Source organism: Streptococcus mitis, assembly GCF_008763935.1.
In the GTDB taxonomy this organism is placed as follows: Bacteria; Bacillota; Bacilli; order Lactobacillales; family Streptococcaceae; genus Streptococcus; species Streptococcus mitis_DB.
Genome location: NZ_VTQF01000003.1, coordinates 314,300 through 338,795 on the forward strand (window position 1 = coordinate 314,300; position 24,496 = coordinate 338,795).

Annotated in this window: 22 protein-coding genes and 1 pseudogene; 15 read left to right on the forward strand and 8 right to left on the reverse strand. The window is 36.7% G+C overall.

Features of this window, described 5'->3' with window-relative positions:
• Positions 1-596: 596 nt before the first annotated feature.
• From F9B91_RS06595 to F9B91_RS06605, 3 genes are all read right to left on the reverse strand, one after another.
• Positions 597-1,052 (reverse strand): tyrosine-type recombinase/integrase, encoded by a 456-nt coding sequence (locus F9B91_RS06595; protein WP_150922773.1) that lies wholly within the window; start codon positions 1,050-1,052, stop codon positions 597-599.
• A gap of 316 nt (positions 1,053-1,368) precedes the next feature.
• Positions 1,369-2,907, reverse strand: a complete 1,539-nt coding sequence (locus F9B91_RS06600; RefSeq protein WP_125443805.1) for a response regulator transcription factor — start codon at positions 2,905-2,907, stop codon at positions 1,369-1,371.
• Positions 2,888-4,558, reverse strand: coding sequence for a sensor histidine kinase (locus tag F9B91_RS06605; RefSeq protein WP_150922774.1), 1,671 nt, complete (start codon positions 4,556-4,558; stop codon positions 2,888-2,890). The genes F9B91_RS06600 and F9B91_RS06605 overlap by 20 nt, the downstream gene beginning before the upstream one ends.
• Positions 4,559-4,760: 202 nt before the next feature.
• On the opposite strand from F9B91_RS06605, the gene F9B91_RS06610 reads away from it, so the two are divergent.
• The 10 genes and pseudogenes from F9B91_RS06610 (at position 4,761) to F9B91_RS06655 (ending at position 15,028) form a co-directional block, all read left to right on the forward strand.
• Positions 4,761-5,678 carry an ABC transporter permease gene (locus F9B91_RS06610; protein ID WP_000861541.1) on the forward strand — a complete coding sequence of 306 codons (918 nt, stop codon included), beginning with the start codon at positions 4,761-4,763 and terminating at the stop codon, positions 5,676-5,678.
• Positions 5,679-5,695: 17 nt separating this feature from the next.
• Positions 5,696-6,592 carry a carbohydrate ABC transporter permease gene (locus F9B91_RS06615; RefSeq protein ID WP_001267167.1) on the forward strand — a complete coding sequence of 299 codons (897 nt, stop codon included), beginning with the start codon at positions 5,696-5,698 and terminating at the stop codon, positions 6,590-6,592.
• A gap of 9 nt (positions 6,593-6,601) precedes the next feature.
• Positions 6,602-8,167, forward strand: a complete 1,566-nt coding sequence (locus F9B91_RS06620; protein ID WP_150922775.1) for an extracellular solute-binding protein — start codon at positions 6,602-6,604, stop codon at positions 8,165-8,167.
• A gap of 205 nt (positions 8,168-8,372) precedes the next feature.
• The gene (locus F9B91_RS06625) at positions 8,373-9,017 is read left to right on the forward strand and encodes a YesL family protein (protein ID WP_150922776.1); all 645 of its coding nucleotides are present in this window, start codon (positions 8,373-8,375) and stop codon (positions 9,015-9,017) included.
• Positions 9,014-11,227 carry a glycoside hydrolase family 31 protein gene (locus F9B91_RS06630; protein ID WP_150922777.1) on the forward strand — a complete coding sequence of 738 codons (2,214 nt, stop codon included), beginning with the start codon at positions 9,014-9,016 and terminating at the stop codon, positions 11,225-11,227. Before F9B91_RS06625 ends, F9B91_RS06630 begins: the two co-directional genes overlap by 4 nt.
• A gap of 202 nt (positions 11,228-11,429) precedes the next feature.
• Positions 11,430-11,909: pseudogene (locus tag F9B91_RS06635) on the forward strand (peptide ABC transporter permease); the annotation flags it as partial.
• A gap of 368 nt (positions 11,910-12,277) precedes the next feature.
• Positions 12,278-12,964 (forward strand): XRE family transcriptional regulator, encoded by a 687-nt coding sequence (locus F9B91_RS06640; RefSeq protein ID WP_150922778.1) that lies wholly within the window; start codon positions 12,278-12,280, stop codon positions 12,962-12,964.
• 3 nt (positions 12,965-12,967) lie between these two features.
• Positions 12,968-14,383 carry a Y-family DNA polymerase gene (locus tag F9B91_RS06645; protein WP_150922779.1) on the forward strand — a complete coding sequence of 472 codons (1,416 nt, stop codon included), beginning with the start codon at positions 12,968-12,970 and terminating at the stop codon, positions 14,381-14,383.
• The gene (locus tag F9B91_RS06650; RefSeq protein ID WP_020903431.1) at positions 14,380-14,742 is read left to right on the forward strand and encodes a hypothetical protein; all 363 of its coding nucleotides are present in this window, start codon (positions 14,380-14,382) and stop codon (positions 14,740-14,742) included. The genes F9B91_RS06645 and F9B91_RS06650 overlap by 4 nt, the downstream gene beginning before the upstream one ends.
• Positions 14,735-15,028 carry a DUF5960 family protein gene (locus F9B91_RS06655; protein WP_020903430.1) on the forward strand — a complete coding sequence of 98 codons (294 nt, stop codon included), beginning with the start codon at positions 14,735-14,737 and terminating at the stop codon, positions 15,026-15,028. The genes F9B91_RS06650 and F9B91_RS06655 overlap by 8 nt, the downstream gene beginning before the upstream one ends.
• 142 nt (positions 15,029-15,170) lie before the next feature.
• Here F9B91_RS06655 and F9B91_RS06660 read toward each other — a convergent pair whose 3' ends face one another.
• The 5 genes from F9B91_RS06660 to F9B91_RS06680 are packed head-to-tail and all read right to left on the reverse strand — an operon-like array spanning position 15,171 to position 17,344.
• On the reverse strand, positions 15,171-15,647 hold the full coding sequence (locus tag F9B91_RS06660) for a glutathione peroxidase (RefSeq protein ID WP_150922780.1): 477 nt from the start codon (positions 15,645-15,647) through the stop codon (positions 15,171-15,173).
• On the reverse strand, positions 15,644-16,222 hold the full coding sequence (locus tag F9B91_RS06665) for a DUF3278 domain-containing protein (RefSeq protein WP_150922781.1): 579 nt from the start codon (positions 16,220-16,222) through the stop codon (positions 15,644-15,646). The genes F9B91_RS06660 and F9B91_RS06665 overlap by 4 nt, the downstream gene beginning before the upstream one ends.
• 26 nt (positions 16,223-16,248) lie before the next feature.
• Positions 16,249-16,575, reverse strand: coding sequence for a hypothetical protein (locus F9B91_RS06670; protein ID WP_150922782.1), 327 nt, complete (start codon positions 16,573-16,575; stop codon positions 16,249-16,251).
• 10 nt (positions 16,576-16,585) lie between these two features.
• Positions 16,586-17,134, reverse strand: a complete 549-nt coding sequence (locus F9B91_RS06675) for a DUF3278 domain-containing protein (protein ID WP_150922783.1) — start codon at positions 17,132-17,134, stop codon at positions 16,586-16,588.
• Positions 17,135-17,149: 15 nt separating this feature from the next.
• Entirely contained in the window at positions 17,150-17,344 is a 195-nt protein-coding gene (locus F9B91_RS06680; protein ID WP_001082472.1) for a helix-turn-helix transcriptional regulator, read from the reverse strand.
• Positions 17,345-17,510: 166 nt separating this feature from the next.
• Here F9B91_RS06680 and rsmH point away from each other — a divergent pair, with 166 nt between their 5' ends.
• The 5 genes from rsmH to F9B91_RS06705 all read left to right on the forward strand — a co-directional run bounded on the left by rsmH (position 17,511) and on the right by F9B91_RS06705 (position 24,470).
• Positions 17,511-18,461: a 16S rRNA (cytosine(1402)-N(4))-methyltransferase RsmH gene (gene rsmH / locus F9B91_RS06685; protein WP_150922784.1), complete on the forward strand. Its 951-nt coding sequence runs from the start codon at positions 17,511-17,513 to the stop codon at positions 18,459-18,461.
• A 9-nt stretch (positions 18,462-18,470) separates the two neighbouring features.
• Positions 18,471-18,788 (forward strand): cell division protein FtsL, encoded by a 318-nt coding sequence (ftsL, locus tag F9B91_RS06690; protein WP_000227824.1) that lies wholly within the window; start codon positions 18,471-18,473, stop codon positions 18,786-18,788.
• Between the two features lie 3 nt (positions 18,789-18,791).
• On the forward strand, positions 18,792-21,044 hold the full coding sequence (pbp2X, locus tag F9B91_RS06695; RefSeq protein ID WP_150922785.1) for a penicillin-binding protein PBP2X: 2,253 nt from the start codon (positions 18,792-18,794) through the stop codon (positions 21,042-21,044).
• 1 nt (position 21,045) lies between these two features.
• A complete protein-coding gene (gene mraY, locus F9B91_RS06700) occupies positions 21,046-22,026 on the forward strand; it encodes a phospho-N-acetylmuramoyl-pentapeptide-transferase (RefSeq protein WP_150922786.1) in 981 nt (326 codons plus the stop codon).
• 338 nt (positions 22,027-22,364) lie between these two features.
• A complete protein-coding gene (locus F9B91_RS06705; protein WP_150922787.1) occupies positions 22,365-24,470 on the forward strand; it encodes an ATP-dependent Clp protease ATP-binding subunit in 2,106 nt (701 codons plus the stop codon).
• The last annotated feature ends 26 nt before the right edge of the window (positions 24,471-24,496 follow it).

Here is a 24,496-nt window from a genome sequence, read left to right on the forward strand (position 1 = left end):
TACTAATTAGTGAATTTAGAAAGTAATCTTACTTTTAAATTCATGAAATTCATTCGCTTTATAGTTTTGCAATTTATTTGTTTGTATGGGAATGTGATTTGTATTATACATCATTTCACCTTTAATTAATGAAACGAAGAAAAACGAAGAAAAACGAAGAAAAATAAATCGTTATTTCTCAACTACATGAGCTCCGAAAACTAAAAAAGTGATAACCCTTTGATAACCTCTCGATTTTTAAAAGGGTTATATATGTAAAAATTGAGGATTTATCTCTTAAAATTACTTGATCTTAGTGATAATTTACCATAAATATCATGATGTAGAAAAAACCAGGTCTTAAGAAAGCTCGTAAAGCTTCACAATTTAGTAAACGTTAATTCGAGAGAATTACTATACTTACAAAGAGCACCTTTCGGGGTGTTCTTTTTTTACTTTCTTACTAAATTGGTGCAATTGACACAGTTGTTGCGACTTTAGTCGTTTACAAATGTGGCTGCAACCTGACGAAGTCAGTTGCCTCAAAACATTAATCAATACGATTATATCAACGTTTACAGACATTCAAGAATTTACTCTTGGATGTCTTTTTTTGTCTAAAAATCAAGAGTTACCCTAAAATTCACTCCATCATTTTTTAGACTACGAAATGCAATATCTCCAACTGTCTGATTTACAGTATCTTTTGTGTTGACATAAGTCTTAGTTACTTCTTTATCACTGTGAGTTAAAGCTTCTGAAATAGCTTCGAGTGAGAGTCCTGCTTGTTTTGCAAGTGTCGCTCCTGTATGTTGCAGTTTATGAGGTACAACATGTGCTAGTTCTTTATATCGCTTTCTGATATTTTTCATTTTATTATTTAGATAGTCAGCATGTAAAGGCTTGTTGATGTTTCCTTTTGTGTCGATATATGTAAAAACAAATTGTTCTGGATTACTGATGATGCCAAACTTTGCTAGTTCATATTTTTGTTGCTCTTTCCAAGAGGTAAGAAGCTGAAGTAAGTCATTAGAAATAGAGAAAATGGGAAATGTTTCCATAATAAAACGCATATTACCAAGGTTCTTAGAACTGCACCCCAAAAGTTAGATTTTTTCTGTCTAACTTTTGGGGTGCAGTTCTGTAAAAGCTTGATAGTATACGTTTTATCCTAGAAATATTTACTGGATTTTCTTTTCAAACTGACTTTTTAAGAAGTTGCCTTATCAACAATTTTAAAGAAATTTTTGGAGCTATGTTGGACTGAAAGATATTGTGCTGATGATAATCTAAAAAATTATCATTTAACTTATCTTTGGAAAAACTGTAGAATTTCAAAAATTACTACAGACCTTGAATTTTACTTATCATTTCAATGATTTAGATTGCTTACATTTTGTTTTGATAAGTTTTACGGTAATCTCCAGGAGAAAGTCCAGTCCTTTGTTTAAAAATTTTAGTAAAGTAAGAATAATTATCATACCCTACTTGACAAGATACTTGTGATATCGAGATATTGGTTTGAGATAGGAGAGATTTAGCAGCATTAATGCGCTTATCCGTTATATATTTAACAAGAGTTTCTCCAGTTTCTTTTTTAAAAATTCTAGCTAAATGATCTGCACTGAGATAAACCATATCTGCTAATATAGAACGATTTATATCTTCATAGTAGTGATGATCTATGTATTCGACGATGCGTTGAATACTATTTTTCTGGTTTTCAATGTTTGTTGCAAATTTCTTAGCATGTGACCAGTAATAATCAAAGTAATCCTGAAATGATTCAATTGAATGAAAGCGTCGTTGGAATAAGAAATCATGAGTGCTATTTTGGAATAATTTATGTGCTGAAATTCCATTTTGATCTAGATATATTCCTATTTGTTGAGTCCAATCTAGTAAAATTTGTTGTAGCGTGAAAGTAGGGATTTGAGAATTATAGACGAGTGAATTAATTTTTTCTCTTAATTCATATTCGCTTAAGCTATCTAAAAACGTAATTGAAAGAGTTTCTGTTTTGAAAGAAGTTGGGAAACTATGTGGAACACATATAATAGTATTCCAATAAGAGACATACTGTTCATTATAAGTGTAGAGTTCTTTGGTATGAAATAAAACATCGGATATTTTATGGCAACTCTTATATATAATGTTTGAGTATTTACTAAAGTTATTAGAAATTTGAGAATGAATCTCATATGCCAATTTGTCACTACGTTTGGATGAGTCTACTCTAAAGAGACAAACATATTGATCAACCTGGCTTTCCATCTTGAACAAACTTATCAGCTTATAAGAAGGTTGTGAAATTCTTTGAAGTTCTCTTTTTAGTTGAGAAGTCCATGATGGAGTTTCTGCAGAATAATCTTCTTCATTAAGATTGATTGTTAAAACTGCAAGAAAAAAATACTGGTGTTTTTGAAGAATAAAATCTTGTTTGCTTGCTATTATTTCTAGCTCATCAATGCGAGAAATTTGAGGTTTTCTAAGGTAATCATACCAGAAATTATCTTCTATTTGTAAAAGCGAATCATTTTTTCCATTTAAGTTATGATTCTCAATTTTACTAATGGCTTTTTGAATAATAAATTCTAATTTTTCAAAGTTAATGGGTTTTAGATAGTATTCGAAGCTTTGCAATTCAATTGCTTTTTGAGCATAGTTGAAGTCGGCGTAATTAGTTAAAAAAATTGTTTTTATATCATATTTTTCATTTCTAATCCAAGATAAGAGTTCGAGGCCGCTGCCTTGAGGCATTTCTATATCGCTTATCATGAGATCAATAGGATGCTCTCTAATAATATTTTGAGCTTGAGAGAGGCTATAGGCAACATAAACAATGTCAATGTGTAGTTTATCCCAATTTATTTTCTCTCGTAAAGCTTCAATGATAAAACGATCGTCATCAACTAATAAGATGTTCATTATAACCTCCGTCTATAATCTTGTATGGAATGAGTAAAAGAATTTTAGCCCCACCTTCTTCATTATTTTTAAATGTAATAGTATAGTCGTTGGGATAGAGAAGATTTAAACGTTCGATGGTGTTTGTGATCCCGATATGATGTCCATCTTCTGTTATTAGAGACTGTTTCTGATTTAGTTTTGATAAAATTTCTTCAGAGAAACCTGGACCATTATCCTCGATACAAATCTGAATATAATCTGAGTTCTCAGTTTTTACTTTTTTTATCGATAGTAAAATTGTAAATAAATCCTGAAATGAAAACCCGTGTTTGATTGTGTTTTCAATAAATGTTTGTAAAAGTAATGATGGGACAAGAGTATTTTGTAGGTCATCACTGTAGTTTAGTGAAAAGTAGATGCTATTTCCATATCGAATTCGTTGTATTTCTAAATAATCTTTAATATGCTGAACTTCATCTTTAAGTTCTGAAAAATCTTGATTAGCCATAAATAAATGACGGAGATAATTTGAAGTTAGGATAGTTAACTCTTCAATTTCCTTATAGTTTTTTGTTTGAAGCATACTATGAATCATTGATAACATGTTTAAGTAGAAATGCGGACGGATTTGGTTCTTAAGATAATTAAGTTCGATCTTCTTAAGTTCTAGTTGTGAATGGTATTCTCGTATTTTTAATTCTTGCATGTCAAATATCACTTTATTAAGTTTATCATTTGCCTTATCAATTTCTAGTATACCTTCAGATATAAAAAATTCAGAAGGGGGGATGGAGTCCCCAAGTTGAGAGAGTCGTTCAGTGAGTCTTGTTATCGGTTTAATCATCCACTGACGAATATACAGGATAATGATGATTGATAAAATGGTGATAATAATGGGAACGGCTGACAAAAATACTTCTAAGAGTGTGATATTTCTAAAGACTTCGGCATAATCGACTAAAACATAAATATCGAAAGGTAAATGCGTTTTTTCATTTTGAGCATGAATTAGGTAGTTTTCGGAGGGTATATTGTTAGGCTCTTTTAGGGAAAGTTTACCATTATTTCCAATATTGAGTTTTCTGAGAGGTTTTAGGATATCTTCTGAAGATATGACGGCATAAATGATTTTTCCTTCGTAATGGACAGATTTAACTAAGTATTCGCTGTTTTTAGTAGTTACATTTTTCCATTTACGGTCACTTATATCACTACGCAATGATTTTAGATTTGATTTTAACAGTAGATAATCTTCATATGGAATATAAAGATTGGAGACATTTATAAAATAATCAGTACTATCGGTTTCTAATAAGAATGTCATATGAGTTTCATTTTGATATTCAAACTCTGCAAAGCTAGTTTGAACTTTTTTGAGATCTTCTTGATAGTCAAGAAACGTTTGTACATGATTTAATTTCTCTAAAGATTCATTATGCGTTATTGTTGAGTACATAAAGCGTTCTACAGAATGCAATTTCTCATTAACAGAATCAGCATAAATTTCAATTGAACTACGTAAGTGTACTATATTTTGGTTTTTAATAAAATTTCTAGTTATGTTACTCATAGCAATATTGATTAAAATATTTATCAATAGTAGTACAAGTAGGAGTTTAAAGAAAAAATGAATGGAATGTTTTTTTGATAAGTCGTGATTTAATTTCATATACTAGTCTCCTATTAAAATTATAGCACTTTGAAAATATGATATCATGTAACAAAACAGATATGTTTTATCAAGATGTCGGAAAAGTAATAGTTTTTAAAATTAAAAAACTGAAAAATTGATAAACCTAGTCCAAAAAGTTATATTAAGGGAATTCTATATGGTGTAAAATAATCGTAGAAAAACAAATAGGAGGAAAAAAATGAAAGTAGCATCTCAACTTCATAAAATAAAATTAAAGCATAGTATTCCGTTATATATATTACTTTTTCCTTCAATATTGCTATTAATTTTATTTTCCTATATTCCCATGTTGGGATTAATTATTGCATTTAAAGACTATTCACCAGCCAATGGTATCTTTGCTAGTCAGTGGGTAGGGTTTAAGTACTTTACTCAATTTTTCTCATCATTCCAATTCGGGACAACTATGTTCAATACATTAAAAATTTCACTTTATAGTATTGTAGTAGGTTTCCCCTTACCTATTATACTAGCTATCATTAGTAATCAGTTAAGAGTTGGGAAATTTAGAAAAATATTTCAAGTGACAACTTACTTACCCCATTTTATCTCTACAATGGTTATGTGTGGGATGATTATCTTATTTTTATCTCCTACTAGCGGTTTGTTAGCGAATGTATTTAAGTCTGTTGGAATTACTATTCCAGATTTTTTATCAAAACCTACTAATTTTGCAGGTGTGTATGTTTGGAGTGATGTATGGCAACATATAGGTTGGGATAGTATTATTTATCTAGCAGCCCTTTCTGCAATTGATCCTACATATTATGAGGCTGCAACTATGGATGGTGCCTCTAGATTACAAAAAATTCGGCATATAGAATTACCATTACTTTTGCCGACTGCTATGATTTTACTAATATTAAGAGCAGGTAGTTTATTAAGTGTAGGGTTTGAGAAAGTGTTACTATTACAGAATCCTCTTAATTTAGCAGGAAGTGAGATAATTTCGACCTATGTTTATAAAGTTGGTATGGTGAACTTTCAGTATAGTTATTCGACAGCTATAGGGTTATTTAACACCGTAGTCAATCTAATAATTTTGTTATCTGTTAACTGGTTCTCAAAAAGATATACTAGAACGGGTCTTTTTTAAAGGAAGGAGTGCTTAAAGTGAGATGGTTTCATAAATCAAGAAAAACAAACTCTGAATTATTATTTGATATAGTTACCTATGGTTTAGCAATTTTCCTTATCTTGTTAATTGTTTATCCGTTATGGTTTGTAGTGATTGCATCTTTTAGCAATCCTTCAGATGTTGCAAATGGGAAGGTATGGTTTATTCCTAGAGAATGGAAATTAGATGGATATTTACGTCTTATTCAACAACCTTTATTTTTGCGTAGCTATTTAAATACCATTTTATATACTGTTGTTGGTACCTTAGTTGCTTTAGTAGTCAATATTCCAGCTGGTTACGCTTTATCTAGAAAAGAATTAGTTGGTAGAAAGTGGATGAGCATTCTATACATTATTCCTATGTTCGTATCAGGTGGCTTGATTCCTACCTACTTAACAGTAAAGAATGTAGGCTTGATTGATACATTTTGGGTAATGGTAATACCTTTTGCAGTTTCATCATACAATATTATTGTTGCTAGAACTTTCTTTAATAATAGTATTCCAGACGGGATGTGGGAGGCTGCGCAAATTGATGGATGTGGTACAATTCGTTATTTTATTAAGATAGTCGTTCCTTTATCAAAAGCTATTATAGCAGTTATTGGACTTTGGACTGCAGTTGGTATTTGGAATTCGTGGTTTAATGCTTTAATTTATTTAACGAATGAAAATTTGCAACCATTGCAATTAATTTTACGACGTTTACTAATTAGTAACCAAATGTTACAATCGCAAGCAACAGGAGAAGTGGCATCAGATCTTCGTATCAAGGCCGATATGATGAAATATGCAGCAATTGTTATTTCAACCGCTCCGATTATGTTGTTGTATCCCTTTGTTCAAAAATATTTTAATCAAGGCGTAATGATTGGCGCGTTGAAAGAATAGGAGAAAAACATGAAAAGTAAATCATTTACATATTTGTTCTTAGGAACAGTTACACTTGCTGGCTTGACAGCCTGCGCAAATTCCAATAATGCGAATACGGATGATAAATCTGGAGAAGATTCTTATAAAATTACGACTGTTCGTTGGTCTGACTGGGGAGAAGATTATCATAAAGGTTTTCTAACAGATTCTGCCAAGGAAGCAGGTATTGATGTTAAATGGGATACACTTGTGGCAGCAGATTGGTCAGATAAGAAATCTGTGTTGGTTGCTAGCGGAGATTTACCAGATGCATTTTTAGGTTCAAATGCTTTTACAGATTCAGAAATTGCTCAGAACCAATCTTTGTTTATTCCATTGGAAGATTTAATCAAGGAAAACATGCCTAATTTAACTAAGGCTATGGAGAAAGAACCTAAGATTAAAGCTATGATTACTTCACCAGATGGTCATATCTACAGCCTGCCTAAAAAATTACCAATGCGTCCTACAGTAGCTAATCAGCTATTTATTAATAAAAAGTGGCTAGATAATTTAGGGTTAAAGGTTCCAGAGACTTATGATGATTTAGTAAAAGTACTACAAGAATTTAAGGATAAAGATGCGAACGGAAATGGAGACGCTTCTGATGAAATTCCATTCGGAGCAGGAAACTTTGATCCAACATTCTCATATATTCTACCGTTCAATAATCGTTTAGGTGCAGATAATACGTATGAAATGTCTGTAAAAGATGGAAAACCAGTCTACCTTCGCACAGAAGAAAGTTATAAACAAGGGATTGCAGCAATGCACGAATCTTATAAAAAAGGTTTGATTGATCCGGAAATCTTTACAGAAGATACCTCTATGAGTGTAGCAAAACGTATGGATAAGGGAGTATCTAGAGTAGGTGTTTCTAGTGGTTGGACAGCAGATGCAACGTTTGGCTTACATTCAAGTGAATATATTGCTCTACCTGCTTTAAAAGGTATGGATGGTAAACAATATGTCTTTTCTGATCCAGATCATTACAACTATGGTCGAAATGAAATTTTGATTACAAATAAGAGCAAAAACCCTGCTAAATTATTGAAATGGTTGGATAAATTATATACAGATGAAGCAAGTATTCAGAATTTCTATGGATCATTTGGAATAGCTACTGAAAAGAATGGTGATAAGTTTAAAGTGTTACCTCCTAAAGATGGTAAATCAGCTGATGAATGGGCATGGATTAATTCACTTCGAGATTTTGGTCCTAAATACGTAAGCGATGATATCAATAGTCGCGTAGAAATCGATCAAACACAAGGTGATGGATTGAAATTGAAGATGGACCAAGATTTGAAACAATTTGCGTTACCAGCTTACCCTAATGTGATTTATTCACAAGAAGAACTTAACAAATTATCATCAATCTATGTGAGTATTGAATCTTATGTCAAACAACAAGCATCTAAATGGGTAGTTGAAGGCGGCATAGAAAAAGAATGGGACTCATACAAAGAAACTCTTAAGAATATGGGATTGGACGAATTTATGAAGATTCAACAGGAAGCATATAATCGTTACCAAAAAGAAGTAAAAGAGTAATATTTTATATGAACTCTTGGTTGTATGAACAAGGGACTAGCTAATTATAGGAAGCGAGACTGATAACATCAGATTATCTCGCTTCCTTTATTCTAATTTTTAAAGAAATTTGGAAATGTTTTTTAAATAATTTAGGTAATATTTTTGTACAACTGACATTATAAAATATAGAGTTAAGGCAATCGATTTTATGGAGATATCTATTATGCAAAAATTATTTTCATTAGATGGAAAAATGGTTAGAATTTTAACTTTTTTGACAGATTTAATTATTTTAAATACTCTATTTATTGTTAGTTGTATTCCAATAGTTACAATTGGGGCATCACTAACTTCTCTTACGACAATGTGGTATCGTATTTTAAAAGGTAAAGATACCGATATTGCTTATCATTATTTTCGGATCTTTAGACAAAATTTAAAACAATCAACCTTTATTTGGTTGTTTATCCTCCTAATAGAATTACTTTTATATGTGAACTATTGTCTTTGGGGCTATTCAAGTTTATTTTCAGAGTATAGTTTATTGTTAGTGTTGCCCTTTTTATTTGTTATAATACTTTTTATGAGTGTTGTTTTTCCCTATATTGGTCTATTTAAAGATAATCTAAAAAATAGTATTGTAAATAGCGTATTAATTTGTATTTTAAATCCAATACAAGCTATCATGTTGGTTTTATTTAATATTTCTGTACTGTATATGAGTTTTAGTAGTCCAGAACGAGTTTTAACAGCTATTTACGTATTTACATTTGGAGGATTTGCTTTTTGTGGATTGATGAATGTAATGGTAACGAATAAAATGTTTGATAAAGTAAAGAGATTTAATAAAAGGAGGGAAACAAATTGAAAATTTTTAAGGGAGAGTTTTATCGAATCTCTGTATTAACAGACAAGTTAGTAAGGTTAGAATACTCTCAAACTGGAAGTTTTGAGGATAGAACGACACAACTTATCTATAATAGAGATTTTGGTCAAGTTTCGTTAGATTATATAGAGACATCAAACGTACTAGATATTATGACGGACTATTTTCATCTGCACTTTAATAAAGGAGAATTTAACCCCGAAAATTTATTTATAGAATTAAAAGGAAATTTTGCCGTATATGGTAGTCGCTGGTATTTTGGTGAATCTATTGAAACGTTAAAAGGAACAGCTCGGACTCTGGATAAGGCAGATGGCTCAATCCCATTAGAAGATGGAATTATTAGCCGAAATGGTATAGCCTTATTGGATGATTCTCAAGGATTTATTTGGGATGAACAGTCTGGTTATATTGAGAGAGAAATTCAAATTGACCTCTATTTCTTTGCCTATGGGCATGATTATAGAGGAGCAATCAGAGACTTTTACCATTTGACTGGTTCAACACCCTTGTTGCCACGATATGCTTTAGGAAATTGGTGGAGTAGGTATTGGCCATATACGTCAGATGAATACTTGAATTTAATAGACAGATTTAAAACAGAGAAAATTCCATTATCTATCGGTGTGTTAGATATGGATTGGCATATAACTGACATTCCAGCCCGTTTTGGAAGTGGGTGGACAGGATATAGTTGGAATAAAAACTTAATACCTAATCCAGAACAGTTATTGCAACAACTTCATGATAGAAAGTTAAAACTCTCCTTAAATGTCCATCCTGCTGATGGTATACGAGCCTATGAAGAAGCTTATCCTCGGGTCGCAAAACGATTGGGATTAAATGTAGAATTAGAGGAACCTGCTATTTTTGATTTTTTTAATCCATCTTTTAGAGAATCCTACTTTAAAGATGTTCATTATAAGTTAGAAAAGCAAGGAGTAGATTTTTGGTGGATTGACTGGCAACAAGGGACACAAGGCATGTTGGATCCACTGTGGCTTTTAAACCATTATCATTATCAGGATAGTTGTAAAAATGCAGAAGGTGGTTTGATTTTATCAAGATATGCAGGGCCGGGTAGTCACCGATACCCTGTTGGTTTTTCAGGGGATACTATAATTAGTTGGAATTCCTTAAGATTTCAACCTTATTTTACAGCGACAGCATCAAATATCGGTTATAGTTGGTGGAGCCATGATATCGGTGGACACATGCTGGGGAATTATGACGAAGAGCTACAAACTAGATGGCTACAGTTTGGCGTTTTTAGTCCGATAACTCGATTACATAGTTCTAGAAGTCCCTTTAATAGTAAAGAACCTTGGTTTTTTTCAGAAACAACATCTAAGATTATGAAGAAATACCTTCGTTTGAGGCATCAGATGATTCCATATCTATATACCATGAATGTAAAGACACATGAAGAAGGTTCCCCATTAATTAGTCCAATGTATTATTTCTACCCAGAGAATGATGAGAGCTATAATGTTTCAAATCAATACTTTTTTGGAACAGAACTGATGGTGGCTCCCATTGTAGAAAAGATGGATTTGGCATTCCAATCTGCAAAAGTAGATGTATGGTTCCCTGAAGGTGAATGGTATGACTTCTTTTCAGAGAAAAAGTACACAGGTGGTGTGAAGTTAAGTGTTTATAGAGACATTTCGACGATGCCTGTGTTTGCAAAAAGTGGTGCAATCATTCCCTTGGTTGGTTCTGAGATAGATATGGGTGTTGATTTACCTGAAGTTGTAGATTGGTATGTATTCCCAGGCAAACAACATTCTTTTGAAATAATTGAAGATCAAAATGGTCAAAGATATAAAACAAGATTATCAATCGATTGGGAAATGGGAATGCTAGAGTTAGCATTACAAGGAGATTCTAGTATCGTTCCAAGCAATAGAAGGCATAGAATTCATTTTAAAGGAACGAATGTGTCTATAATTGAATTGCCAAATAAGAATGATACAGCTAGATTTGAATGTAAAGATAATAAAACAATATCTTTAAATGATGAAGTTTTTAGACTACTAAAGACAGCTTCTCTTCCATATGAATTAAAAGATAGATTATTAAATCAATTCATCAATGCCAAAAATTCTCATGACTTAATGAATATCTTGCATCATCAGGATAAGGAATTGAGAGGGCGTTTGTTGGAAGTGATATTTACTAATGAAAACTAATTGAGACATTTCGTACACAATTTCTATTATTTAATGTGTAACAGTTTTACATCTCTATGCTTATTGGCTTGTATTTTAGTAATTACAAGTTTGGCATAGGGATGTTTTTTGTTTACTGAAGAGGAGAGGATAAGATAAGTAAGTTTCAAGTTTTGAAATATTTTTTAAACTAAACAAGAGCAAATTTTTAAAGGTGATTTCTCAAAGTATCAATCCACTTTTCATTATGATTTATGTGCCGATTTTTGCATGGTTGTGGGGGAAAATGGGTAAAAAGCAACCATCCTCTGCTAAGAAATTTGCTTACGGTTTATTTGCTGCAGGTTTATCCTTCTTGTGGATGATGTTACCAGGGATGCTCTTTGGGACAGATGTTAAGGTCAGTCCTCTCTGGTTGATTATGAGTTGGGCTATTGTGATTGTAGGGGAAATGCTGATTTCGCCGATTGGTCTATCAGTCACTACTAAGTTAGCACCAAAATCCTTCCAAGCACAAATGATGTCTATCTGGTTCTTGAGTAATGCAGCTGCCCAAGCTATCAATGCTCAAATTGTAAAATTTTATACAAGCGAAACTGAAGTGGCTTACTATGGAATTGTTGGAGGAATTACGATTGTATTCGGTATTATCTTACTCTTCTACGTTCCACGTATTGAAAAACTAATGTCTGGTATCAAATAGAGAAAAACTGGAATTTCTGTAGGAATTTTAAGAGTTAGATCAATTATTTATTCAAAGGATTTAGTTCTGTATTGTATAGGGCTAGGTCCTTTTAGTTTGATTAATACTCTTCGAAAATCAAATTCAAACCGCGTCAACGTCGCCTTGCCGTACTCAAGTACAGCCTGCGGCTAGTTTCCTAGTTTGCTCTTTGATTTTCATTGAGTATAAAACTCACGATGTTTCTGCTTTTCCTAGTGGACATTTGTCTACTTTTTTTATATAATAAAACTAAACCAAATTGGTTGAGTTTTAAAAGTGACTCAACTAAAGATTAGCTTTTCTAAGGAAAATCATTTAAGATAAGGTTCTATACTAGGAGGTGAAGTATGTATCAGCCAGAAAAATTAAAGGCTCGGAGGAAAGAGTTAAAACTGACACAGAAGGAAATTGCAGAGCAACTTGGGATTAGTTTTCAGGCTTACTCAGCTTGGGAACGTGGAGTCAAGGAACCGTCCAAGGAGAAGGTGTTCCAGTTAGAGAATATTTTAAAGGTACCCAAAGGATATTTTACTCAGATTGAGATTGTACGTCTTTATAATAGCTTATCTAACAAAGGGAAGGAAAAGGTTGTTCTCTATGCTCGCAATCTGGCTCAAGAAGAACAAGGACAGAAGGTGACGACCATGCCAGAGCGCCTCTACGAGTACCGTGTCTACGAACGCATGTCAGCAGGGATTGGGGCGTCGGTCTACGATGACAGGAATTTTGATACGGTTTACTTTAATGAGGAGTTGGCCCATGATTTTGCGTCTTGGGTATCTGGGGACTCTATGGAACCTAAATATCAAAATGGTTCAGTGGCTCTGATTCGAGAGACAGGATTTGACTATGATGGGGCAGTTTATGCAGTGGTTTGTAACAACCAAACCTATATCAAACGGGTTTATCGTGAGGAAGATGGCTTGCGTCTGGTTTCGATCAATCCTAAATACAAGGACATTTTCATTTCCTATGAGGAAGATCCTCGGATTGTAGGGATTATCGTTGGGAATTTTGTGCCGATGGAGGGTTAGCCTATGGGCTACTTTGATTATTCCAGAGAGCCAAAAAGCGATATTGCCTTTGTCGATATGAAATCCTTTTATGCCAGCGTTGAGTGTGTGAAACGGGGCTTGCATCCGCTGAAGACTTCGCTTTGTGTCATGAGTCGCGCGGATAATTCGACTGGTCTTATCCTAGCCTCCTCTCCCATGTTTAAGAAGATTTTTGGCAAGTCAAATGTTGGTCGGGCCTATGATCTGCCTTTTGATATCAAAACGCGCAAATTTTCTTATTACAATGCTCGAAAGCAAGGTTTACCGACTGACTCGGACTATGTTCGTTACATCGAAGATTGGGCTCAAGTGACCTTGATTGTCCCTCCTCGAATGGACGAGTACATTGCAGTCAATATGGAAATCCAGCGAATCTTTCAAAACTATGGCAGTCCAGATGATATTTATCCTTACTCTATCGATGAGGGCTTTATTGACCTGACTAGTTCGCTCAACTATTTTATCCCAGATAAGAGTCTCTCTCGCAAAGACAAGCTGGATATGCTTTCTGCTCGTATTCAGAGGGATATTTGGAGGCAGACAGGGATCTACTCTACAGTAGGTATGTCAAATGCCAATCCCTTACTGGCCAAGTTGGCTCTGGATAATGAAGCCAAGCACACTCCGACCATGAGGGCCAACTGGTCTTACCAGGATGTGGAAGAGAAGGTCTGGTTCATTCCCAAGATGACCGACTTTTGGGGAATTGGCAGGCGGATGGAGAAACGCTTGCATGCTCTGGGGATTTTTTCCATCAAGGAATTGGCAACCAGCAATCCTGACCAGCTAAAAAAAGCTCTGGGTCAGGCTGGTCTTCGTTTGTGGTTTCATGCTAACGGAATTGATGAGAGCAATGTTCATAAGCCTTATAAAGCCAAATCCAAGGGCTTGGGGAATTCTCAAATCTTGCCGAGAGACTACGTGAAGCTACGGGATATTGAAATTATTCTTCGAGAAATGGCGGAGCAGGTGGCTATTAGATTGAGAAGGTCTGGCAAGAAAACAACCCTTGTCTCTATCTATGTCGGTTTCTCTAAACAGGAGGTCAGGTCGTCTATTCACACACAAATGAAGGTCGAACCGACCAATAATACAGCTGTCTTAACGAATTATGTTTTGAAGTTATTTCATAACAAATACACTTCTGGAGCAGTCAGAAGTGTCGGTGTAAACTATTCAGGCTTTGTAGACGAGCCCTTTGGTTTGATATCTCTCTTTGATGATGTTGACAAGCTAGAAAAAGAAGAAAGGCTCCAGACGGCCATTGACTCCATTCGGGAACAATTTGGTTTCACTTCTCTTTTAAGAGCCAATGCACTGGAAGAAGCCTCTAGGAGTCTTGCCAGAAGCAAGCTGATTGGGGGACATTCTGCTGGAGGATTAGATGGATTACAATGATTGATCGTTCTTATTTACCTTTTCAATCCGCGCGATATTATCAAGATCCAGGTATGCAGAAGTGGATGGGATTTTACCTTTCAGAACACACCAGTTCGCTCAGTGAAGAAAAAAGCCGTGTTGATTTTTCGACGGATTTGACTCCAGATGAGAAGTTGCACTTGCTTTCTCAGCTTTATGTTGGCCAACTTAAGGGGAGTTTTGTGGTCAAGGAAAAGAAGCAGAAGGCGACTATCATCGGTGTGGTGAGAGAGTTATCACATCAGACTCTATCTATTAGGACAAACGAGGGATATAGGTTGATAGAGGTTGCAGATATCCTAGAAATTCGACTGTGGGAGGAGGGAGTTTATGACTAGAAAAGAGCTGTATGAAAACAAACTGCAGATGGATTATTTTTCAGATGACTATATTCGTTTTGAAGAGGATTTTCAAAAATATTCTGCCATGAACGTACCCTTGACTTTTTTGATTGATGACATCCTACGAACCATGGCGATGAATCAGAAAAACTACTTTGTCTTAAACAAGGAAAATGCCAAGGATGGGCGGGAGCATAGCTTTTATTTTAGGGTGGTAACGGAAAAAGCGTGTCCTAGAAATAGGACCTATGTATATGCTGGGGTTAAAAATAGTAGTCAGTAGAGGGGAGTCTGCTGTAAATGTATCATTTTTACAACACTTCATGGCTCATATCATGGGGTGTTTTTCTATTCAAGTCAAAGCCCATCAAAAAATCCCACTATTCTTAGGCTAAAGGAGAACTAATAATAGTGAGATTGTGAAATTATAGTAGTTTTTGTATCGCCTCTTCAATTTGTTTTGGGTCTGTTTTTGAAGAGAAGCGTTCAAAGACCTGCCCATCACGACCAATGAGAAACTTAGCGAAATTCCATTCGACTCGTTTTCCCAGTGGGCCAGATTTTTGTTCTTTCAACCAAACATAGAGAGGGTCTGCTTCCTTACCGTTGACCTTGATTTTGGCAAAACGTGGGAAGCTGGTCTGGTAATGTAGACTACAGAAGGTGTTGATTTCTTCTGCACTGCCTGGTGCTTGTCCCATAAACTGATTGCAAGGGAAGTCTAAAATCTCAAAACCTTGGTCTTGATAGCGGTCATAGAGTTCTTGGAGACCTTGGTACTGGGGTGTCAAACCGCATCCAGTAGCAGTGTTGACAACCAAGAGAATCTTCCCACGATAGGCATCTAGTGGAGTTTCTTGATTGTCTTGGTTCAAAACTGAAAAATCATATAGCGAAGTCATTGGTTGCTCTTCTCCTTCTGTTTGGTATTTTTAGGAGTTTTCTCCTCCTGCAGTGATAGAAATCCGTAGGTCAGGGTTCCAAAAATGCTACCGATAATCAGGCCATACATCAGGAGAGGAACACTTTTATCAAATTGCATGAGCAACTTCCCAAAATCTGAAAGGGACATCTGCTGAACGAAGACTTTATGAAAGATGAGTAAGGTAAAGAGACCAATCTGAATACCGATAAACACAATCCAACTCCGAAATTTGATTTGAGTTTTGCTGTAGGTTTTGAGGATGATTTCTGACTTGTCATCTTTTTCCAGATGGAGTTCTTTGACGGCTCTCTGAGTTTTTAAGGTAATGAAGAAAATGAGTCCAGAGTAAACGTAGGGCATGGCATAGCGAACGGCCTCTATGAAGCGTCCAAATAACAGATAAAACAAGAAGAGGAAGAAGGAAGAATAAACGATTTGAACCATGGAACGGGCACAGGCTTTGTAGATAATCTCTTGTCGGCATTCATCAAAAGGGCCTTGAATATGAAAGAGATTTCGAAGTAGGCGAGTGGTTAAGTCTTCTTTTTTCATGTTAGTAACCTCCTAAATGAGCGGTTTTACTGACTTTCTTTTACGAATTGATAGAGATAATAAAGATAAGTGATAGAAGAAAGGATTGCGATGGTGAACAGTAAATAGTATTTCCAGCTGATTGAGATGAGCATCAGTTGTGGCAAAGATAGAATCATAAAGCATAGTGCTAAGTTGAGTATGCGTGTTTTTTGGGAGTCAATTTTTAGATAAGTCAGTCCTTTGTTGAGGGCTGGAATAAAGACTAGAAGGAGGAGTATCTCGCTGATTGGCAAGTTCCCTGAAACGATGATGAAGATAAGCAGTGAAGCAAACAAAAGATGATAGGTAAGTAAAGTTACTAGTGATTTCATAGGCTACCTCCTAATCCTCATCCTCATCTTGATCCTTCTTAGCTTTTTCAATGCGACGGGAAATGATAAGCTGTATAACCACTCCAAAGAAGACAGAATGGAGTATACTTGAAGAAATATTTTTAAAAGCGAGAAGAGACTGAAGATAGCCCTGGCTCTCACCTAGCAGTATATGGAGAAGAGGTGTTATAAAAAATATCAATAGACCAACAAACAAACCCGCTTTCAGACCAGGGTAGTGTAGTTGCTTACTTTCTTTCTCGCTTAGCATATCTGGATCAATAGCTGTGATGCCTGTTTTTTTGGTTTGGGAGAGCACATAGAGAGCAGAAATCATGGAAATCAGAAAGATAATGATTGGATATCCGACTGCGACTACTTGGGGATATCTATAAGCGAGGACGAAGGGGATGAGATTCCCAAATGTCATCAGATAAAAGAGAATGATAAAGACTTGATTACCAATACGATCAGCCTCGCGCCGTTTGTGTTCGTCAAGCGGGCCAGAAATTCCGTATATGCGTTTGATGAGTTTTTCAGTGAAGGTTTCTTTTTTCATGAGTTTGCTCCTTTTTCAAAAATCTTCCTCCCAAAAGAGACTGTTGAGGTCAGTTTGGAGGCTGCGGGCGAGATTGAGACAGAGTTCCAGGGTTGGATTGTACTTGTCGTTTTCAATCATATTGATGGTTTGTCTCGAGACACCGATATCCTTGGCTAACTCGAGCTGGGAAATGCCTAGTTCCTTGCGAAATTCTTTCACACGATTCATCTGTTCTCCTTTCTGAATTGTGTCGCATATATTTGACTACATTATATTCTTCTGTGAAGTGAATGTCAAGCATATTTGACATATTTCTTAAAGAAATCTTACTTGTTTTTGACCTATTTGTCTGACTAGTGCAAGCTAGTCGGATTTGTGGTAAAATAGATAGGATATGACAAAAGAATTTCATCATGTAACAGTCTTACTCCACGAAACGATTGATATGCTCGACGTAAAGCCTGACGGTATCTACGTTGATGCGACTTTGGGTGGAGCGGGCCATAGCGAATATTTATTAAGTAAATTAAGTGAAAAAGGCCATCTCTATGCCTTTGACCAGGACCAGAATGCCATTGACAATGCGCAAAAACGCTTGGCACCTTACATTGAAAAGGGAATGGTGACCTTTATCAAGGATAACTTCCGTCATTTACAGGCACGTTTGCGCGAAGCTGGTGTTCAGGAAATTGATGGAATTTGTTATGATCTAGGAGTGTCTAGTCCTCAATTGGACCAGCGTGAGCGTGGTTTTTCTTATAAAAAGGATGCACCACTGGACATGCGCATGAATCAGGATGCTAGTCTGACAGCCTATGAAGTGGTAAACCACTATGACTATCATGACTTGGTCCGTATTTTCTTCAAATATGGCGAGGACAAATTCTCTAAACAGATTGCGCGTAAGATTGAACAGGCACGTGAAATCAAGACAATCGAGACAACGACTGAATTGGCAGAAATTATCAAGTCAGCCAAACCTGCCAAGGAACTCAAGAAGAAGGGCCATCCTGCCAAGCAGATTTTCCAGGCTATTCGAATTGAAGTCAATGATGAGCTGGGAGCGGCAGATGAGTCTATCCAGCAGGCTATGGATATGTTGGCTTTAGATGGTAGAATCTCAGTGATTACCTTTCATTCCTTGGAAGACCGCTTGACCAAACAGTTGTTTAAGGAAGCTTCAACGGTTGAAGTTCCCAAAGGTTTACCTTTCATCCCAGATGATCTCAAGCCCAAGATGGAATTGGTATCCCGTAAGCCAATCTTGCCAAGTGCAGAAGAATTAGAAGCCAATAACCGCTCGCACTCAGCCAAGTTGCGCGTGGCCAGAAAAATTCACAAGTAAGAGGAAAAAATGGTAGATAAGAAAGAAACAACCAGTCAATTCTTGCAGAATCGTATAAAAAAATTCTCACGTGTGGAGAAGGCTTTTTATCTTTCCATCGCTTTTACGGCTCTCGTTTTAGCAGTGAGCATTATCTTTATGCAGACACGGCTCTTGCAAGTGCAAAGTGATTTGACAAAAATCAATGCGCAGATAGAGGAGAAGAAGACAGAGCTGGACGATGCTAAGCAGGAAGTCAATGAATTGATTCGTTCAGAGCGCTTGAAAGAGATTGCAGATAAAAAAGATTTGAAATTGAATAATGAAAATATCCGAACAGCGGAGTAAGATATGAAATGGACAGAAAAAATAACCCGATTTGCGATAAAAAATCGTAAATCTCCAGCAAAAAACCGTAGGATAGTTGGAAAGTACCTCAGCTTTGTAGCTGTTGCCCTTTTCGCCCTCTTTTTGGCCAATTTTGCGTATATTATCGCAAAAGGTAATATATTTGGTACTGACTTGGTAAAAGAGGCTAGAAAAGTTCACCAAACAACTCGAACAGTTCCTGCCAAACGTGGGACTATCTATGACCGAAATGGAGTGCCTATCGCTGAAGATGCGACCTCTTATAACGTCTATGCTGTTATTGATAAAAAATACAAGTCAGCAACAGGTAAAATTCTTTATGTAGAGGATTCGCAGTTTAATAAGGTAGCTGAAGTCTTCCATAAGTATTTGGATATGGATGAAGCTTATGTGAAAGAACAACTGGCTCAACCAAATCTGACCCAGGTTTCCTTTGGTGCAAAAGGAAATGGGATTACCTATGCCAATATGATGGCGATTAAAAAAGAATTAAAAGAGGCTAGTGTGGAAGGGATTGACTTTACAACTAGCCCTAACAGAAGCTATCCAAATGGACAATTTGCATCTAGTTTTATTGGCTTAGCCCAACTTCATGAAAATGAGGACGGCAGTAAGAGTTTGTTAGGAACTTCTGGTTTGGAGAGTTCTTTAAATACCATTCTTGCTGGGACAGACGGTATTATTACCTATGAAAAAGACCGTGTAGGAAATATCGTACCAGGTACAGAACAGGTGTCGCAACAAACTGTGGATGGCAAGGATGTTTATACAACACTGTCTAGCCCACTCCAATCTTTCATGGAAACTCAGATGGATGCCTTTCTAGAAAAAGTAAAAGGTAAGTATATGACCGCGACCTTGGTCAGTGCAAAGACCGGTGAAATCCTCGCCACGACCCAACGCCCTACCTTTAATGCAGATACTAAAGAAGGAATCACCAAGGACTTTGTTTGGCGTGATATTCTTTATCAAAGTAACTATGAACCAGGATCAACTATGAAGGTCATGACGCTAGCATCATCTATTGATAATAATACTTTCCCAGGTGGAGAATACTTCAATAGCAGTGAATTAAAAATAGCAGATGCAACCATTCGAGACTGGGACGTTAACGAAGGTTTGACGAGTGGTGGAACAATGACCTTTTCTCAAGGTTTTGCCCACTCTAGTAATATCGGGATGACCTTGCTCGAGCAGAAAATGGGAGATGCGACTTGGCTGGATTATCTCAATCGCTTTAAGTTTGGGGTGCCGACGCGTTTTGGTCTGACTGATGAGTATACAGGTCAATTGCCTGCAGATAATATTGTCAATATTGCCATGAGTGCATTTGGTCAGGGGATTTCTGTAACGCAGACCCAGATGCTACGTGCTTTTACAGCCATTGCCAATGATGGTGTTATGTTAGAGCCGAAATTTATCAGTGCCCTTTATGACCCTAATGACCAATCTGTTCGTAAATCTCAAAAAGAGGTTGTCGGAAATCCTGTATCGAAAGAAGCGGCATCAGTCACGCGTGACCACATGGTTATGGTTGGAACAGACCCTACATATGGAACTATGTATAATCATAGTACAGGCAAGGCAACTGTCAATGTTCCGGGTCAGAATGTGGCCCTTAAATCAGGGACTGCGCAGATTGCAGATGAGAAAAATGGTGGTTATCTTACAGGTTCAACAAACTACATTTTCTCAGTTGTTTCTATGCACCCAGCGGAAAATCCTGACTTTATCCTCTATGTGACTGTTCAACAACCTGAGCATTATTCAGGTATTCAACTTGGAGAGTTTGCCAATCCAATTCTTGAAAGAGCCTCAGCTATGAAAGAATCACTCAATCTTCAGTCAACTGCTAAGAATTTGGAGCAGTTTAGTAAGACTACAAGTTATGCAATGCCTGCAACTAAGGATTACACGCCGGGTGATTTAGCAGAGGAATTACGACGTAACCTTGTTCAACCAATCGTTGTGGGTACTGGAACAAAGATTAAAGAGTCTTCTGTAGAAGAAGGAAAAAATCTAGCACCTAACCAACAAGTTCTCCTTTTATCTGATAAGGTAGAAGAAATTCCAGACATGTATGGTTGGAAAAAAGAGACTGCTGAGACCTTTGCCAAATGGTTAGATATTAAATTAGAATTTGAAGGCTCAGGTTCCGTTGTTCAAAAGCAAGATGTTCGGACCAATACAGCTATCAAAAACATTAAAAAAATTAAATTAACTTTAGGAGACTAATATGTTTATTTCCATCAGTGCTGGAATTGTGACATTTTTACTAACTTTAGTAGGAATTCCGGCCTTTATCCAATTTTATCGAAAGGCGCAAATTACAGGTCAGCAGATGCATGAGGATGTCAAACAGCACCAGGCAAAAGCTGGGACTCCTACAATGGGAGGTTTGGTTTTCTTAATTGCTTCTGTTTTAGTTGCCTTCTTGCTTGCCTTATTTAGTAACCAACTCAGCAATAATGTGGGAATGATTTTGTTCATCTTGGTTCTTTATGGTTTAATCGGATTTTTAGATGACTTCCTCAAGGTCTTTCGTAAAATCAATGAGGGGCTGAATCCTAAGCAAAAATTGGCACTTCAGCTTCTAGGTGGTGTCGTTTTCTACCTTTTCTATGAGCGCGGTGGTGATATGCTTTCAGTCTTTGGCTACCAAGTGCATCTAGGGATTTTCTATATTGTCTTCGCCCTTTTCTGGCTAGTTGGTTTTTCAAACGCAGTCAACTTGACAGACGGAATTGATGGTCTGGCTAGTATTTCAGTCGTGATTAGTTTGTCTGCATATGGAGCTATTGCCTATGTGCAAGGCCAGATGGATATTCTTCTGGTGATTCTGGCCATGATTGGTGGCTTGCTCGGCTTCTTTGTCTTTAACCATAAGCCTGCCAAGGTCTTTATGGGGGATGTGGGAAGTTTGGCTCTCGGTGGAATGCTGGCAGCTATCTCTATGGCCCTCCACCAAGAATGGACTCTCTTGATTATCGGAATTGTTTATGTCTTTGAAACAACTTCGGTCATGATGCAAGTCGGTTATTTCAAAATGACTGGTGGCAAACGTATTTTCCGTATGACGCCTGTGCATCACCATTTTGAACTTGGAGGATTTTCTGGTAAAGGAAATCCTTGGAGCGAGTGGAAGGTTGACTTCTTCTTTTGGGGAGTGGGACTTCTAGCAAGTCTCCTGACCCTAGCAATTTTATATTTGATGTAAGAATGGCACCCTGATATTTCAGGGTGTTTTTGCATTCTAAAAAATATTGGTCAATTAAAGTCAAATCTATTGACCTTTTCTGACTAATGTAGTATATTATGAACGTAAGGTAAATGAAAGCCTTACGTGAACACTTATTTAAAGTAAAATAGAAAGAGGTGGGTCTATGTTTAATCTAGAAATCTTCAGAAGTAAAGATAGTCTACTCCTGCTTGAAAAAGAAAAACCAGAAATAGTACGTAGGGTAGCGATTTAGCTAGTCTAAATTTTTTAAGACAAAGGTCAAAGATAGTCAATATCAGTAATTATAATTAAGTAAACAAAAAGAGGTAAAGAATATGAACAACAACTTTAATAATTTTAACAACATGGACGATTTATTTAACCAATTGATGGGTGGTATGCGAGGATACAGTTCTGAAAATCGTCGCTACTTGATTAATGGTCGTGAAGTGACACCTGAGGAATTTGCTCACTATCGTGCGACTGGTCAATTGCCAGGAAATGCAGAAACTGATGGACAAATGCAACAACAGGCTTCAGGTATGAAACAAGATGGTGTCCTTGCTAAACTCGGTCGTAACTTGACAGCAGAAGCGCGTGAAGGAAAGTTGGATCCTGTTATCGGACGAAACAAGGAAATTCAAGAAACATCTGAAATCCTCTCACGTCGTACCAAAAACAATCCTGTTTTGGTCGGAGATGCAGGTGTTGGTAAGACAGCAGTTGTAGAAGGTCTAGCACAAGCCATTGTAAATGGAGATGTTCCAGCCGCCATTAAGAACAAGGAAATCATTTCTATTGATATTTCAGGTCTTGAGGCTGGTACTCAGTACCGTGGTAGCTTTGAAGAAAACGTTCAAAACTTAGTCAATGAAGTAAAAGAAGCAGGGAATATTATCCTCTTCTTTGATGAAATTCATCAAATTCTTGGTGCTGGTAGCACTGGTGGAGATAGTGGTTCTAAAGGGCTTGCGGATATTCTCAAGCCAGCTCTCTCTCGTGGTGAATTGACTGTTATTGGGGCAACGACTCAAGATGAATACCGTAACACTATCTTGAAGAATGCAGCTCTTGCTCGTCGTTTCAACGAAGTCAAGGTCAATGCTCCTTCAGCAGAGGATACATATAAAATTCTTCAAGGAATTCGTGACCTCTATCAACAACACCATAATGTCATCTTGCCAGACGAAGTTTTGAAAGCAGCGGTGGATTATTCTGTTCAGTATATTCCTCAACGTAGCTTGCCAGATAAGGCTATCGACCTTGTCGATGTTACAGCAGCTCACTTGGCGGCTCAACATCCTGTAACAGATGTGCATGCTGTTGAACGTGAAATTGAGGTAGAAAAAGACAAGCAAGAAAAAGCAGTTGAGGCAGAAGATTTTGAAGCAGCTCTAAACTATAAAACACGTATCGCAGAATTGGAAAAGAAAATCGAAAACCACACAGAAGATATGAAAGTGACTGCAAGTGTCAACGATGTGGCTGAGTCTGTAGAACGAATGACCGGTATTCCAGTGTCACAAATGGGAGCATCTGATATCGAACGTTTGAAAGATATGGCTCATCGTCTGCAAGATAAGGTAATCGGTCAAGATAAGGCAGTTGAAGCTGTAGCCCGTGCTATCCGTCGTAACCGTGCTGGTTTTGATGAAGGTAATCGCCCAATCGGTAGCTTCCTCTTTGTAGGACCAACTGGGGTTGGTAAGACAGAACTTGCTAAGCAATTGGCGCTAGATATGTTTGGAACCAAGGATGCCATCATCCGTTTGGATATGTCTGAATACAGTGACCGCACAGCTGTTTCTAAGCTAATTGGTACAACAGCAGGCTATGTGGGTTATGATGACAATAGCAATACCTTAACAGAACGTGTTCGTCGCAATCCTTACTCTATCATTCTCTTGGACGAAATCGAAAAGGCTGATCCTCAAGTAATCACCCTTCTCCTCCAAGTATTGGATGATGGTCGTTTGACTGATGGTCAAGGAAATACCGTGAACTTTAAGAACACTGTCATTATCGCAACTTCAAACGCAGGCTTTGGTTACGAAGCTAACTTGACAGAAGATGCGGACAAACCAGAATTGATGGACCGTTTGAAACCATTCTTCCGTCCAGAGTTCCTCAACCGCTTTAACGCAGTCATTGAGTTCTCACACTTGACTAAGGAAGACCTTTCTAAAATTGTGGACTTGATGCTGGCTGAAGTCAACCAAACCTTGGCTAAGAAAGACATTGATTTAGCAGTTAGTCAAGCGGCTAAAGACTATATCACAGAAGAAGGCTACGATGAAGTCATGGGTGTTCGTCCACTCCGTCGTGTGGTTGAACAACAAATCCGTGACAAAGTCACAGACTTCCACTTGGATCACCTAGATGCCAAACACCTAGAAGCAGATATGGAAGACGGTGGTTTGGTTATTCGTGAGAAAGCTTAACTAGAGATTTTGAGCATAAAAAAGAA